This window comes from Saccharothrix texasensis (genome assembly GCF_003752005.1).
Lineage (GTDB): Bacteria > Actinomycetota > Actinomycetes > Mycobacteriales > Pseudonocardiaceae > Actinosynnema > Actinosynnema texasense.
In genome coordinates this window covers 5,484,683-5,498,472 of the sequence record NZ_RJKM01000001.1, presented here as the reverse complement: position 1 = coordinate 5,498,472, position 13,790 = coordinate 5,484,683, and the positions used below count along the sequence as shown (strand labels likewise).

The 13,790-nt window shown below is 70.4% G+C and carries 12 protein-coding genes; 6 read left to right on the top strand and 6 right to left on the bottom strand.

Annotated features, from left to right (window positions below; genetic code table 11):
• Positions 1–142: 142 nt before the first annotated feature.
• The 6 genes from EDD40_RS23915 to EDD40_RS23890 all read left to right on the top strand — a co-directional run bounded on the left by EDD40_RS23915 (position 143) and on the right by EDD40_RS23890 (position 8,627).
• Positions 143–2,830, top strand: a complete 2,688-nt coding sequence (locus tag EDD40_RS23915; protein WP_246037785.1) for an MGH1-like glycoside hydrolase domain-containing protein — start codon at positions 143–145, stop codon at positions 2,828–2,830.
• A 156-nt stretch (positions 2,831–2,986) separates the two neighbouring features.
• Positions 2,987–3,805 (top strand): transporter substrate-binding domain-containing protein, encoded by an 819-nt coding sequence (locus EDD40_RS23910; protein ID WP_123744916.1) that lies wholly within the window; start codon positions 2,987–2,989, stop codon positions 3,803–3,805.
• Positions 3,806–3,879: 74 nt separating this feature from the next.
• Positions 3,880–4,704 (top strand): amino acid ABC transporter permease, encoded by an 825-nt coding sequence (locus tag EDD40_RS23905; RefSeq protein ID WP_123744915.1) that lies wholly within the window; start codon positions 3,880–3,882, stop codon positions 4,702–4,704.
• Positions 4,701–5,465 (top strand): amino acid ABC transporter ATP-binding protein, encoded by a 765-nt coding sequence (locus tag EDD40_RS23900; protein WP_123744914.1) that lies wholly within the window; start codon positions 4,701–4,703, stop codon positions 5,463–5,465. Before EDD40_RS23905 ends, EDD40_RS23900 begins: the two co-directional genes overlap by 4 nt.
• A gap of 56 nt (positions 5,466–5,521) precedes the next feature.
• Positions 5,522–7,702 (top strand): hypothetical protein, encoded by a 2,181-nt coding sequence (locus EDD40_RS23895; RefSeq protein ID WP_123744913.1) that lies wholly within the window; start codon positions 5,522–5,524, stop codon positions 7,700–7,702.
• A 22-nt stretch (positions 7,703–7,724) separates the two neighbouring features.
• A complete protein-coding gene (locus tag EDD40_RS23890; protein ID WP_123744912.1) occupies positions 7,725–8,627 on the top strand; it encodes an ROK family protein in 903 nt (300 codons plus the stop codon).
• 16 nt (positions 8,628–8,643) lie between these two features.
• On the opposite strand, the gene mctP is transcribed toward EDD40_RS23890, so the two are convergent.
• The 6 genes from mctP to EDD40_RS23860 form a co-directional block, all read right to left on the bottom strand.
• Positions 8,644–10,278 (bottom strand): monocarboxylate uptake permease MctP, encoded by a 1,635-nt coding sequence (gene mctP, locus EDD40_RS23885; protein WP_123744911.1) that lies wholly within the window; start codon positions 10,276–10,278, stop codon positions 8,644–8,646.
• Complete coding sequence (locus tag EDD40_RS23880; RefSeq protein ID WP_123744910.1) at positions 10,278–10,544, bottom strand: DUF3311 domain-containing protein; 267 nt, start codon at positions 10,542–10,544, stop codon at positions 10,278–10,280. The genes mctP and EDD40_RS23880 overlap by 1 nt, the downstream gene beginning before the upstream one ends.
• Before the next feature lie 121 nt (positions 10,545–10,665).
• Positions 10,666–11,367 carry a GntR family transcriptional regulator gene (locus EDD40_RS23875; protein ID WP_123744909.1) on the bottom strand — a complete coding sequence of 234 codons (702 nt, stop codon included), beginning with the start codon at positions 11,365–11,367 and terminating at the stop codon, positions 10,666–10,668.
• A gap of 149 nt (positions 11,368–11,516) precedes the next feature.
• Positions 11,517–12,329 carry a hypothetical protein gene (locus EDD40_RS23870; protein ID WP_123744908.1) on the bottom strand — a complete coding sequence of 271 codons (813 nt, stop codon included), beginning with the start codon at positions 12,327–12,329 and terminating at the stop codon, positions 11,517–11,519.
• Between the two features lie 2 nt (positions 12,330–12,331).
• Complete coding sequence (locus EDD40_RS23865) at positions 12,332–13,453, bottom strand: hypothetical protein (RefSeq protein ID WP_123744907.1); 1,122 nt, start codon at positions 13,451–13,453, stop codon at positions 12,332–12,334.
• A gap of 16 nt (positions 13,454–13,469) precedes the next feature.
• The gene (locus EDD40_RS23860) at positions 13,470–13,790 is read right to left on the bottom strand and encodes a WXG100 family type VII secretion target (RefSeq protein ID WP_123744906.1); all 321 of its coding nucleotides are present in this window, start codon (positions 13,788–13,790) and stop codon (positions 13,470–13,472) included.

Sequence of the window (13,790 nt, the reverse complement as noted above, 5' to 3'; positions counted from 1 at the left end):
GCCGGCCCCCCGGGTCGGTCCGACGGCCCGTCCACGGAGCGTGACGAACGCACCGCCCGGACAGGGTTTGCAAACACCGGTCAGGACTGTGACCTAACTCGTGGGTAACCGGTTTACTGAACCGATGCCGCACACTGGCCGAGTGAACGAGCACAGCCGGCAAGCCGAGCGGACGCGGTTGGCGGAGTCCGACTCCCCGACCGCACCCTGGCGCCTCTGGGGCCCCTACCTGGCCGGACGCCAGTGGGGCACGGTTCGGGAGGACTACTCGGCGGGCGGCGACGCGTGGACGTCCTTCCCGTTCGACCACGCCCGCTCACGCGCCTACCGCTGGGGCGAGGACGGCATCGCCGGCATCTGCGACGTGCACGGCTTCCTCAACTTCGCCGTCGCGCTCTGGAACGGCCGGGACCCGATCCTCAAGGAGCGCTACTTCGGGCTCACCAACAACGAGGGCAACCACGGCGAGGACGTCAAAGAGCACTGGTGGGTGACCGACGGCACGCCGACGCACTCGTGGATGCAGGTGGTCTACCGGTACCCGCAGGCCGAGTTCCCCTACGCCGAGCTGCGCGAGATGGCCTGGCGCGCGGGCCGCAACGAGCGCGAGCCTGAGCTGTCCGACACCGGCGCGCTGGACGAGAACCGGTTCTTCGACGTGCGGGTGAGCTACGCCAAGGCGGGCCCGCGGGACATCTGCGTCGAGCTGACCGCCACCAACCACGGCCCGGACCCGGCGCCGCTGCACCTGCTGCCCCAGCTCTGGTTCCGCAACACGTGGGCGTGGGGCCGCGACGACCGCAAGCCGAGCCTGCGCGCCAGCACGCGGGACGGCTGGCGGCGGATCACCGCCGAGCACGGCGCGCTGGGCCGCTACACGCTGCACGTCGAGGGCACGCCGACGCTGCTGGTCACCGACAACGAGACCAACGAGGTCGAGCTGTTCGGCACCGCGCGCAACCCGACCCGCCACACCAAGGACGGCGTCGACCGGTACGTCGTGGGCCAGGACGCCGCGGCGTGCGAGGTCGTCGGCCCGGACGACACCAGCGGCCCCGGCACGAAGGTCGCCGCCTGGTACTCGTTCGACCCGGTCGAGCCGGGCGAGTCGGTCACCGTGCGGCTGCGCCTGGTGGAGGGCGACGGGCACCTCGACGCGTTCGGGCCGAGCTTCCAGGACACGATGGATGAGCGCAGGGCCGAGGCCGACGAGTTCCACCACACCGACCTCGACCTCGACCCCAAGCGGGCCGCCGTGGTCCGGCGGGCGCTGGCGGGCCTGATGTGGACCAAGCAGCACTACCGCTTCCGCACCGCCGAGTGGCTGGACGGCGACCCCGCGCAGCCCGCCGCGCCCACGTCCCGCAGGAACATGCACGCCCGCAACGCGCACTGGCGGCACTTCGACGTGGCCGACGTGATCTCCATGCCGGACGAGTGGGAGTACCCCTGGTTCGCGGCGTGGGACCTCGCGTTCCACACCGTGCCGTTCGCGAAGGTCGACCCGGCGTTCGCCAAGGAGCAGCTGCTCCTGCTGTGCCGCGAGTGGCTGATGCACCCCAACGGCCAGCTGCCCGCCTACGAGTGGGAGTTCGGCGACGTCAACCCGCCCGTGCACGCGTGGGCGGCGTTGCAGGTCTACCGGTCCGAGGAGGTCAAGGACCGCAAGTTCCTGGCCAAGGTCTTCCACAAGCTGCTGCTGAACTTCTCCTGGTGGGTCAACCGCAAGGACGCCGACGGCAGCTACCTGTTCGAGGGCGGCTTCCTCGGCATGGACAACATCGGCCCGGTGAACCGGTCGGAGCCGATGCTGGGCCAGTGGCGGCTGGAGCAGTCCGACGCCACCTCGTGGATGGCGGCCTACAGCCTGCACCTGATGCAGATCGCGCTGGAGCTGGCGCGGCACGACGAGTCGTACGAGGACGTGGCCACGAAGTTCGTGGAGCACTTCCTGAGCATCGCCGAGGCGTCCACCCAGTTCGGTTCCGGCGGGCGCGGCATCTGGGACGAGACGGACGGCTTCTGCTACGACGTGGTGTCGCGGCGCCTGCCGGACGGGCACGTCGAGTCCAAGCCGGTGCGGGTGCGGTCGATGGTGGGCCTGATCCCGCTGCTGGCGTGCGCGGTGCTGGAGCCGTGGGTGTTCGAGGAGCTGCCCGACTTCGCGCGGCGGTTGGAGCACCTGCTGGCCAAGCGGCCGGAGCTGCAGCAGTTCCTCAGCCGCAGCGGCGGCGGCGCGCTGCTCAGCCTGCTGGACGAGCGCAAGCTGCGGCGCGTGCTGAGCCGGATGCTGGACGAGGGCGAGTTCCTCTCGCCGCACGGCATCCGCAGCCTGTCCGCGGCGCACCGCGAGGGCCTGGAGGTGCAGGTCGCGGACCAGGAGCACCGGATGGGCTACGAGCCGGGCGAGTCGCGCACGCCGATGTTCGGCGGCAACTCCAACTGGCGCGGCCCGGTGTGGTTCCCGACCAACGCGCTGCTGGTGGAGGCCCTGCGCACGATCGAGGAGTTCCACGGCGGAAGGTTCCACGTGGAACTTCCCACGCGCAGCACGCGGCACGTGACGGCCGGCCAGGCGGCGGACGAGCTGGTCAGACGCCTGGTGTCGCTGTTCCTGCCCGACCACGACGGCCGCAGGCCCGCGGACGGCAAGCGGATCGAGTCGACCGATTCACCCTTGTGGCGGGAGCACGTCACCTTCAGCGAGTACTTCGACGGCGACACGGGCGAGGGGCTGGGCGCGACCCACCAGACGGGGTGGACGGCGCTGGTCGCCAGCCTGTTGACGGATCGTCGTCAAACGGGCGCTCTGGGTGAATCTATTGTGTGATGAAGGCCAAGTCGCTGAACGATTTGCGGCCATCCGGGCCCTGTGACGCAAGATTCATGCACACCGAAGTTCTGTAACACGCACGTGCTGTGCACCCAGTCACCCAAGTGGCAGTATGCCGAACACTCGACCGACACAGTTACGAGGAGTGACGCCGTGGCCCGTCGTACCAGGCACGCTGCGCTCGCCCTGTTCCCCGTGCTCGCCTTGGCGGCCACGATGACGGCGTGCGCGACCAAGGTCAACACCGGCTCGCAGGACAACGGGTCGGGCATCTCCCTGGTCCAGAGCGGCAAGCTGGTCACCTGCACCCACCTGTCCTACAAGCCCTTCCAGTTCTCCGAGGGCGACAAGACCGTCGGCTTCGACGTCGACCTGGTCGACCTGGTGGCCAAGGAACTGGGCGTCACGCAGGAAATCTTCGACACCCCGTTCGAGACCATCACCTCCGGCGAGGTCTTCAACACCGGCAAGTGCGACCTGGCCGCCGCCGGCATGACGATCAAGCCGGCCCGCGCCGAGGTCATCGACTTCTCCGAGCCGTACTTCGACGCCTCGCAGGCGCTGCTGGTCAAGAAGGAGTCGCCGGTCAAGTCCCTGGACGACCTCAAGGGCAAGAAGATCGGCGTCCAGCTGGAGACCACCGGCGAGATCTACGCCAACGAGAACGCCGCGAAGCACGGCTACACCGTCGTGCAGTTCGAGGACCTGCCGCTGATGGAGACCGCCGTGCGCACCGGCGCGGTGGACGCGGCCATCAACGACAACGGCGTGCTCCTGGACTACGTCAAGGAGTTCCCGGACACCGCCGTGGTCGCGGAGTTCGACACGCAGGAGAAGTACGGCATCGGCCTCAAGAAGGGCAACACCGCCCTCAAGGCCAAGGTCGACGAGGTCCTGAAGAAGGCCAAGGACAGCGGCGAGTACGACAAGATCTACGAGAAGTGGTTCGGCAAGAAGCCGGAGTCGAAGTAACTGGCTGACCGCGGGGCCGGTGCCACCGCACCGGCCCCGCGCCTCGTCCACCCCACCCACGAGGTAACCCACACATGGCACTCTCCAAGCGACAACGGGCCAAGGCGTTCCGCGTCAGCCAGTACGCGCTGCTCGTCGTGGTGGCCGCCGTCCTGGCGCTGGTCGCCGACTGGCACGAGATCCAGCGCAGCTTCTTCAACTTCGGCGTCGCCGCGGAGATGTTCCCCAACGTCATCACCGTGGCGTTGAAGAACACGCTCGTCTACACCGCCCTCGGCTTCGCGTTCGGCTTGGCGCTGGGCCTGGTGCTGGCGCTGATGAAGCTGTCGCCGGTCGCGCCCTACCGGTGGATCGCCACCATCTACATCGAGTTCTTCCGCGGTGTGCCCGCGCTGCTGGTGTTCATCGCGCTGAGCTTCGGCGTGCCGCTGGCGTTCGGGCTCCAGTTCGACATCTACTCGACCGTCATGCTGGCGCTGGGCATCGTCGGCGCCGCCTACATGGCCGAGACGATCCGCGCGGGCATCCAGGCGGTGCCGAAGGGCCAGATCGAGGCCGCGCGGTCGTTGGGCATGTCGCAGGGCCGCACGCTGCTGACCGTGGTGATCCCGCAGGCGTTCCGGATCATCCTGCCGCCGCTGACCAACGAGCTGATCCTGCTCACCAAGGACTCGTCGCTGATCTACATCATCGGCCTGGCCCGCGACCAGTACGAGCTGACCAAGTTCGGCCGCGAGACGCTGAGCCGGTCGCCGTCGCTGACCCCGATCCTGGTGGTCGGCCTGTGCTACCTGATCATCACGCTGCCGCTGGGCCACCTCTCGCGGTACCTGGAGCGGCGCACGGGCGGCAAGAAGCTCAGCACGCCGGAATCGACCGGGTTGGGGGTGTCCGCGTGAGCGAGCTCGCGGTCGAAGTCACCGGGCTGAAGAAGTCGTTCGGCACGCTCGACGTGCTCAAGGGCATCGACGTGCGGGTCGAGCGCGGTGACGTCGTGTGCATCATCGGGCCGTCCGGCTCGGGCAAGTCCACGCTGCTGCGCTGCGTGAACCTGCTGGAGGAGCCGACCGGCGGCACGATCGTGGTCAACGGCACCGAGCTGACCGACCCGGACGTGGACATCGACGCCGCCCGCACGAAGATCGGCATGGTGTTCCAGTCGTTCAACCTGTTCTCGCACTTGAGCGTGCTGAACAACCTCATGGTGGCGCAGCGCAAGGTGCTCAAGCGGGACGCGAAGCAGGCGCAGGAAGTCGCGTTGCGCAACCTGGAGCGGGTCGGGTTGTCCGACAAGGTCAACGCCATGCCGGCCCAGCTCTCCGGCGGCCAGCAGCAGCGCGTGGCGATCGCGCGGGCGCTGTCGATGGACCCGGACGTGATGCTGTTCGACGAGCCGACCTCGGCGCTGGACCCGGAGCTCGTCGGCGACGTGCTCGGGGTGATGCGGCAGCTGGCCGACGAGGGCATGACGATGCTCGTGGTGACGCACGAGATGCAGTTCGCCCGCGAGGTGGCCGACCGGGTGCTGTTCATGGACGGCGGGTACGTGGTCGAGGAAGGCCCGGCCGAGCAGGTCATCGGCGCCCCGCAGCACGAGCGCACGCAGTCGTTCCTGGCCCGCGTGCTCGACCCGACGCGCCAAGGACCCCTCGGCGCCTGATCCCCGGTGTGCCGAACCCGCCACGGGCGTCGGTCGGTGCCCCTATTGTCGGTCGCATGGCTGAGGTGGGGGCGCGGGGGCTGGACGTGTTCGACCCCAGCCCGCCGCGCTCCGCCCGGATGGCCGCGGCCGAGGTGCTGCGCGGCGTCGGCGAGCCGGACGGGACGTGGCGGTTACCCAGGCGGCGGGCCGGGATGCCGCCCGTGGTGCGGGTGGCGGACCGGTACCTGACCGGGACGCTGGACCTGCGCGCGGTGGAGTTCCCGTACCTGCTGGAGTTCGTGCGCTGCCGGTTCGAGGAGCCGCCGGACCTGAGGCAGGCCAAGCTGGCCGGGATCGAGTTCGCCGACTGTTGGCTGCCCGGCCTGTCCGCGCGGAACCTGGGCAGCGCCAACGAGGTCTCGCTGGCCGGCAGCACCGTCGAGGGTCTGGTCGACCTGGTCGACGCGGACGTGGCCGGCTCGCTGTCGTTGCGGGACAGCGCGCTGGTCGTGCCCGACGGGATCGCCCTGCACGCCGACCGGCTGAAGCTGGCGGGCGGGCTGCTGGCGCAGCGGGTCCGGGTCACGGGCGAGCTGCGGATGGCGGGCGCGCACATCGGCGGGTACTGCAACTTCAGCGGCGGGCGGCTGACCAACCCGCTCGGCCACTCGGTCAACGGCACCGGGCTGCACGTGGGCGGCAACCTGCTGATGAACGGCTGCGCGTTGCGCGGCACCGTGCTGCTCGCGGGCGCGCGGGTCGACTCGGCGCTGACCCTGCGCGGCTCGACCGCCGCCGAGGGCCGGGCCGACGAGGACGCGTTGGACCCGCACTCCGACCCGAACGCCACGCTCGTGTTCGACCGCATCGCGGTGGAGGGCGACGTGCAGCTGGACCGGGGTTTCAGCAGCGCGGGCACCGTGCGCATGGTCAACGCCGCGCTCGGCGGCACGCTGTCGCTGTCCGGCGGGAAGTTCGACGCGATGGGCGAGGCGATGGGCGAGCCGACCGGCTACGGCCGCGCGCTGGCCACGGACACCGCCGAGCCCACGGGGTTCGGGCGCGCGCTGCACCTGGACGGCACGACGGTCGGCGGCGACATCATCGGCCGCCAGGCGACCGTGCGCGGCCAGCTGCGGATGGTCGACCTCCAGGCGAAGGGCAGCCTCATCCTCGACGGGTCCGGTTTGGACAACCCGCGGGCGGACGCCGTGCTGGGCAACCGGTCGCGCATCGGCAGCAACTTCGCCGCGCGCGAGGTCGAGGTGGCCGGCGGGCTGGAGCTGCGCGCGGTGCGCGTCGGCGCGAACCTCGACCTGCGCGGCAGCCGGATCACCAAGCCGGGCCGGTACCGGCACCAGCCGGCGGGCAAGCCGTCGCTGGACGTCGGCGGCGCGGTGATCGGGCGGGACCTGATCTGCGCGCGCGGGGCGAAGGAGTTCGTCGCGCACGGCGGCGTGCGGGCCAGGCGGGCGCAGGTGGGCCGGATGGCCACGTTCGCCGGCGCGGTGCTCGGCGACAAGCTCGACGCGCACGCGCTGAACCTGCTCGGGATGGCGGTGCAGGAGCTGGAGCTGACGCCGATCAGCCCGCCGCGCGGCGACGTGACGCTGCGGCAGGTGCGCTGCACGGTGTTGGACGACAACGAGTACTTCTGGGGCGCGACCGGGCGGATCGACCTGGAGGAGTTCCGCTACGACTCGCTGCGGCACCCGATCGACCTGCGTGACGACGGCGAGGTCGACCGGCGGCTGCGCTGGCTGCGGCAGGCGATGCGCCGCGCGTACCGGCCGGGTCCGTACGACCAGTTCGCCGAGATGCTGCGCGCGGGCGGCAACGAGGAGCACGCGGCCACCGTGCTGGTGGAGAAGCAGCGCCTGCGGTACCGGGCGGTCGCCGAGGGCCGCGGCTGGCTCCGGCCGCTGGTGCTGCTGTGGAGCTGGCTGCAACGCGCGATGGTCGGCTACGGCTACCGCCCGGCCCGCGCCCTGGCGTGGCTGGTGGTGGCGTGGCTGCTGGGCAGCCTCTGGTTCGCCGCCGGGCCGGAGCTGGCCGAGATCAACTCGGACGACGAGCTGTCGTGGAACCCGTGGCTGTACACCATCGACCTGGTGGTGCCGATCGTCGACTTCGGCAACAAGAACCGGTGGAACCCGCCGGGCGCGTCGCAGTGGATCGCGTCCGGGCTGATCGTGACGGGGTGGGTCCTGGCCACGACGGTCGCGGCGGGTGTCACGCGGCTGTTGAAGCGCTGACGGCTGACCTAGGGTTGCGGCCGTGACGGATCTGGTGCTGGCGCTGGACGTCGGCGGCACGAAGGTCGCCGGGGCGTTGGTGGGCCGGGATGGCGCGGTGCGGCGGGCGGTTCGGGTGGGCACGCCCCTCGGGGACGCGGAGGAGACCTGGGGCGCGGTGGCGTCCGTGGTCGAGGAGGTCTTGCGCGGCGAGGGCGTGGCGGGGGTCGGCATCGCGTCGGCCGGGCCCGTGGACGCCGGCGAGGGCACGGTCAGCCCCATCAACGTGCCCGGGTGGCGTGGTTTCCCGCTGCGGGAGCGGGTGTCGGAGCTGGTGCCCGGGGTGCCGGTGGAGCTGGCCGGCGACGGGCCGTGCATGGCGCTCGGCGAGCACTGGCTCGGCGCGGGCCGGGACAGCCGGTTCATGCTCGGGCTGGTGGTGAGCACGGGTGTCGGCGGCGGGCTGGTGCTCGGCGGGCGGGCGTTCGGCGGGCGCACCGGGAACGCCGGGCACCTCGGGCACGTGGTGGTCGAGCCGGACGGCGAGCCGTGCGCGTGCGGTGGGCGCGGGTGCGCGGAGACGGTGGCCGGTGGGCCGCGGCTGGTGGCCTGGGCGCGTCGGCAGGGCTGGGCGGCGCCGGAGGGGGCGGACGCGGCGCACCTGGCGGCGGCGGCCGGGGCGGGCGAGGACATCCCGAAGGCCGCGTTCGAGCGGGCCGGGCGGGCGGTCGGGTTGGCGATCGCGGCGACGGCCGCCGTGGTCGACCTGGACCTCGCCGTGGTCGGCGGCGGCGTGGCGCAGGCGGGCGACCTGCTGTTCGACCCGATCCGCCGGACGGTCGCCGACCACTGCGGACTGTCCTACCTGGACGCGCTGCGCGTCGAGCCCGCCCGGCTCGGTGGCCGGGCGGGACTCGTCGGCGCCGCTCGGTTGGTGCTCGGCTAGCGGCGAGCCGGTGGGGCTAGTGGGCAGCGACGGGCTTGACCCGGTCGCTGTCCTCGTCCACGTGGTAGTCGTCGGCCTGCGTCTCGTCGCTCCCGTTGAACCACCGGGCCTTCTTCGCGACCAGCGTCACGATGACCGCGACCAGCAGGTTCGCCACGACGGCGACCGCGCCGACGTAGATCTGCACGGCCGACCCGGCGAACGGGTGCCAGCCGAACAGGGACAGCTGGCCCAGCGGCAGCGCGGAGCCGGCGAAGTGCGACTTGCCGACGGCCGGGTTGCCGATGTTGTACAGCAGCCACATGCCCCAGCCCATGCCGACGACCCAGCCCGCGATGAGGCCCCACAGGTGGAACCACCGCGTGTAGAGCGCGATGGCCACGGCCGGCAGCGTCTGCAGGATCATCACGCCGCCGATGAGCTGGAGGTCGATGGAGAACTGCGGGTCGATGAACACGATGAACGCGACCGCGCCGAACTTCACCACCAGCGACGCCAGCTTGGCCTGCTTGGCCTCCTGGGCGGGCGTGGCGTCCTTCTTCAGGTACTCCTTGTAGATGTTGCGGGTCCACAGGTTCGCCGCCGCGATCGACATGATCGCCGCGGGCACCAGGGCGCCGATCGCGATGGCCGCGAAGGCCACGCCCGCGAACCAGCCCGGGAACTCCTGGCCGAACAGCACCGGGACGATCGTGTTGGTGTCCGGGCGGCCGGTGGCCTGGTTGGTGATCGGCTTGGCGCCCGCGCTGATGGCGACGAAGCCGAGCATCGCCAGCAGGCCGAGCAGCAGCGAGTACGCGGGCAGCGCGACCATGTTGCGCTTGATCACGTTGCGGCCGCGCGAGGCGAGGATGCCGGTCAGCGAGTGCGGGTACAGGAACAGCGCCAGCGCCGACCCCAGCGCCAGCGTGGCGTACTGGAGCTGGTTGTTGCCGGTGAGGAGGATCCCGTCGGCCTTGTTCTCGGTCGCGGCGTACTTCGCCTGCGCGGTGTCGAAGATCGCGCTCCAGCCGCCGAACTTCGACGGCAGGTAGATCACGGCCACCAGGATCACGATGTAGATCAGCGTGTCCTTGACGAACGCGATCAGCGCGGGCGCGCGCAGGCCGGACTGGTAGGTGTAGAGCGCCAGGATCACGAACGCGATGAACAGCGGCAGGTGGCCGAGGATGCCCGAGCCGTTGAGGCCCATCGTGCGCAGCACGGCCTCCAGGCCGACGAGCTGCAACGCGATGTACGGCATCGTCGCGACGATGCCGGTGACGGCGATGATCAGGGCGAGCCAGTGCGACCCGTACCGGCCGCGGACGAAGTCCGCCGGCGTCACGTAGCCGTGCACGCGGGACACCGACCACATGCGGACCAACGGCAGGAACACGATCGGGTAGAGCACGATCGTGTAAGGCAGGGCGTAGAAGCCCAGCGCGCCGGCGCCGAAGACCAGGGCGGGCACGGCGACGAACGTGTACGCGGTGTAGAGGTCGCCGCCGACCAGGAACCAGGTGATCCAGGAGCCGAACTTGCGGCCGCCGAGGCCCCACTCGTCCAGGTGCTCGAGGGTGTCGCCCGCCTTCCACTTCGCCGCGAGGAAGCCCAGGACGGTGACCAGCAGGAACAGGGCGGTGAAGACCGCCAACTCGGTCCACTTCATTACTTGGCCCCCTCGTCCAGGTCATCGACGCCGAGCAGGTCGGGCTTGCCCTTGACGACGGGTTCGTCCTTGGTCTTCAGGTAGACGAGGCCCACGCAGACGACGCCCACCGGCACCCAGGCGAACTGGTACCAGTAGAAGAACGGCAGCCCCAGCACCCTCGGTCCGTCGGAGTTGAACCAGGGCGTGATGAGCATGAGCAACGGGATCAGCAGCAACAGGTTCCAGTTGCTCCAGCGGAGGCTGGATTTTCGAGCGGTCGGCATGTGCCCCTCCGTACGGCGGCCCGGTTACGCGGTGTCGCGCATGGTAGGTCGGAGGGGGGACAGTAGTCACCATGTCGGGTGGGTTACCGACGAATGACGTAGTTGGATCGTGACCAACTGGCTACCGCTCCGCGCGCAGGCCGGTGATCAAGTGCTGCTCAGCGCGGTCGAAGTAGGTCAGCAACGCTTCTTCGGCCTGCCGAACCTCGCCCGCGTCGAGCCGGTCCACGATCGACTGGTTCAACGTCAGGTAGTCCCGGTAGAACTCCTCGTGGTCGCCCATCACGTGGAACGCCAGCCGCAGCTCGGCGAGCAGCCGCTTCACCTCCTCGTCCAGCCGGGCGCTGCCGGCCAGCGCGGTGAGGGCCTGGTGGAACTTGACGTTCGCGGTGCCCACGCCGGTCCAGTCGTCGCGCTCGCGGCAGGCCAGGCCGAGGGCGACGGCGTCGCGGACGGCGCGCCTCGCGTCCTCGTCCACGTGCGGCCAGCGGCGGACCGCGCCGCACTCGATGACCCGGCGCGCGGCGTAGAGGTCCACGACGTCGGGCACGTCGGGGCGGCGGACGAACACGCCCTTGCTGTACTCGTGCACGAGCAGGCGTTCGTGGGTCAGCAGGCGGAACGCCTCGCGCAGCGTGTTGCGCGAGACCCGGAGGGCTTCGCCGAGGGCCTTCTCGTTGAGCTGCTGCCCGGGCTTGATGTCGCCGTCGAGCACGCTCGCGCGCAGCTTGTCCGCCACGCGCTCGGCGGTGCTGGAGCGGTCGAGGTCGCCGCGGTCCTTGGCGAGGGCGTTCAGCCAGCCGTCCGCCTGAGCTGTGGTCATGGTGGACAAGTCTAGAGCCCGTCCGGTTCAAATGGAGTATTGAGGGATTGTTGAACAATCCCTACATGAGTGACCGGTTCGGGTGCCGGGACCTGCACGGCTTCGGCAGCCGGTTCGGCCTGCCGGTCCCGGCACGAGGCGTTCGCGGGTCAGCCCGCCGACGGCGGCCGGGCCGGCGCGACGCCCATCCGGTCGAGCAGGCCGAGGACCGCGTCGACCGCGTCCAGGGTGTGGCCCGGACCGATCCGACCGGGCCGCGTGCCGAACACCAGTCCTGCCTCGAAGTGCAGGACGGAGGGCAGGCCGTGCGCCTGATCCAGCAGGTACTCGGCGGTCTCGGGGTCGAGCAGGCCGGACACGGCGGCCGGGTCACCGGTGAACACGGCGAACTGGGCGTCGAAGGGACCGGGCGGGAACGCGACCCGGTGCCACCGGCCTCCCTCCGCCGCCACGGTGACCGGGACCTCGCGGACCAGTTCGCCGCCCTGGGCGGAGACGTCGTCCGCCGGTCGCGGACGACCCCAGGAGTTCGTGCCGCCGTGGTTGCGACGGCTGATCCTCATCGGCGCGAGTCGCGAGGTGGCCACCTCGATCCGGTGCTCGTAGTCCGTGCGGGTGCCGTTCTGGGCGACCTTCTTCACCGACGCCTCGCCCACCCGCACCGACCACTCGCCCCTCCGGAACTCCAGCGCGGTGTCGAAGCGCGGACGCGACACCGTGCCGAGGCGGTTGACCAGGCCGTCGGTCTCACCCCTCATCGGCGCCAGCAGGCCGGCCGACCAGGCGCCCGACTCGGCGGGATCGACCACCCTCCCCCCGAGCGTCCCGGCGAGCGCGGTCAGCGCATCGACGTGTGCGCGTTCTTCTTTGCGGTCACTGCGCCACCGCCACCAGAACAGCAAGCCGATCAAGGCCGCCATGATGGCCAGGAGCGGGGAGAGCCGGATCCAGTACTCGTCCATGATCAGATGTCCAGGTACCCCTCGGTCCGCTCTTTCGACTGGTCCTCGCCGGTGCCGTCGTACCGGTTCGCCTTGTCGACCGCGCCGTAGTTGCGGATCGGCTTGTCGACGCCGGCGTTCGCCTTCCCGCCGATGCCCAGCTGCGCCCGGGCCGCGTCGACGGCCGCGGTTCCCACGGACTTGCCGAACCCGTTCTGCACCCGGTCGCCGATCATGCCGTTGTTCGCCCACAGCTTCGTCAACGGCGACTTGTCACCGAGGTCCTTGCTGATGTTCGCGAAGTCGCTGTTGACCCGCTTGCCGGCCATGGAGCGCTGGAAGGCGGCCTTCACGTTCCCGGCGCGCTTGCTCAGGTTGCACAGGAAGTCGAGGATCTTGGTCAGGAACTGCTTCAGCTTGGCCACGATCCGGGCCACCTTGCCGCCGGTGGTGGCGACCCGCACGCCCGTCGCGGCGCCCGCCGCCGCGGTCGACGCGCCGAAGCTGGGCACGGCCGCCGCCAGGGCGGGGATCCAGATCATGACCAGCCAGGTGATCAGCTCGGTGAGGATCGCCTTGATGAAGTCCTCGACGATCGTCATGATCATGCTGGAGATCTGGAGCGTCTGCGCGACCTCACCGGCCTGACCCGCGACGCCGTCGATGCCGTTGGCGAACTCGCCCAGTTTCGTGCCGGCCGCCTCCGACGCGGGGCCGCCCCAGCTCGTCACCGAGTTCTTCAGGTCCTCGTCGAACTTCTCCCGCAGCTTGGCCACGCCCTGGCCGATGGCGTTGAAGTTCTCCGCCGCCTGGGCCAGCGCGGGGCCGTCGCCGCTGACGAAGTGGATCGCGTCCTCCAGCGGCTGGACCACGCTGATCAGGAAGTTCAGCCCCTGCCCGACCAGCCAGCCGATCGGGTCGACCGCGATGCTGTACGCGGACGTGCCGATCGCGCCGATCAACCCGGTCGCTTCGGAGGTCAGTCCCAGGACCTCGGACTCCCCCTTCTCGCTGACCTTGCCCCACGCGTCCTTGGTCTTGAGGTAGTTGCCGTAGAAGGGGGCGGCTTCCGCCATCTTCTGGCCGGTGTCCTTCTCGCCGACGGTGATCTCGACGCCGCCGGCGCTGGTCTTCACCTCAGCCATTCTTGATTCCCCCGCCCTACTGGTTGTCGAGCTCGACCTGGAGGCCGTTCAGCAACTGCTTCACGGCTTCTTCCTGGGCGTCGTAGTCCTGCGCCGCGCCGTTGAACTTGTCCGCGCCCGACTGCAAACCGTCTTGAAGCGCCGTGAACACGTCGTCGAGGTCGCCGAGCATGTCCGTGTACTGGCTCTTCACGAACAGGCCGACCACGCCCCAGGACTTGTCGCCCACGTCGGCCTTGGCCACGAGGCCCGCGATCTCCGAGGCGGTGCCGCGGTGGCCGTCGAGCTTGCCGGCGAACGCCCGCAGCTCCTGGGGGTTCACGTCGAAGCCGCTCAT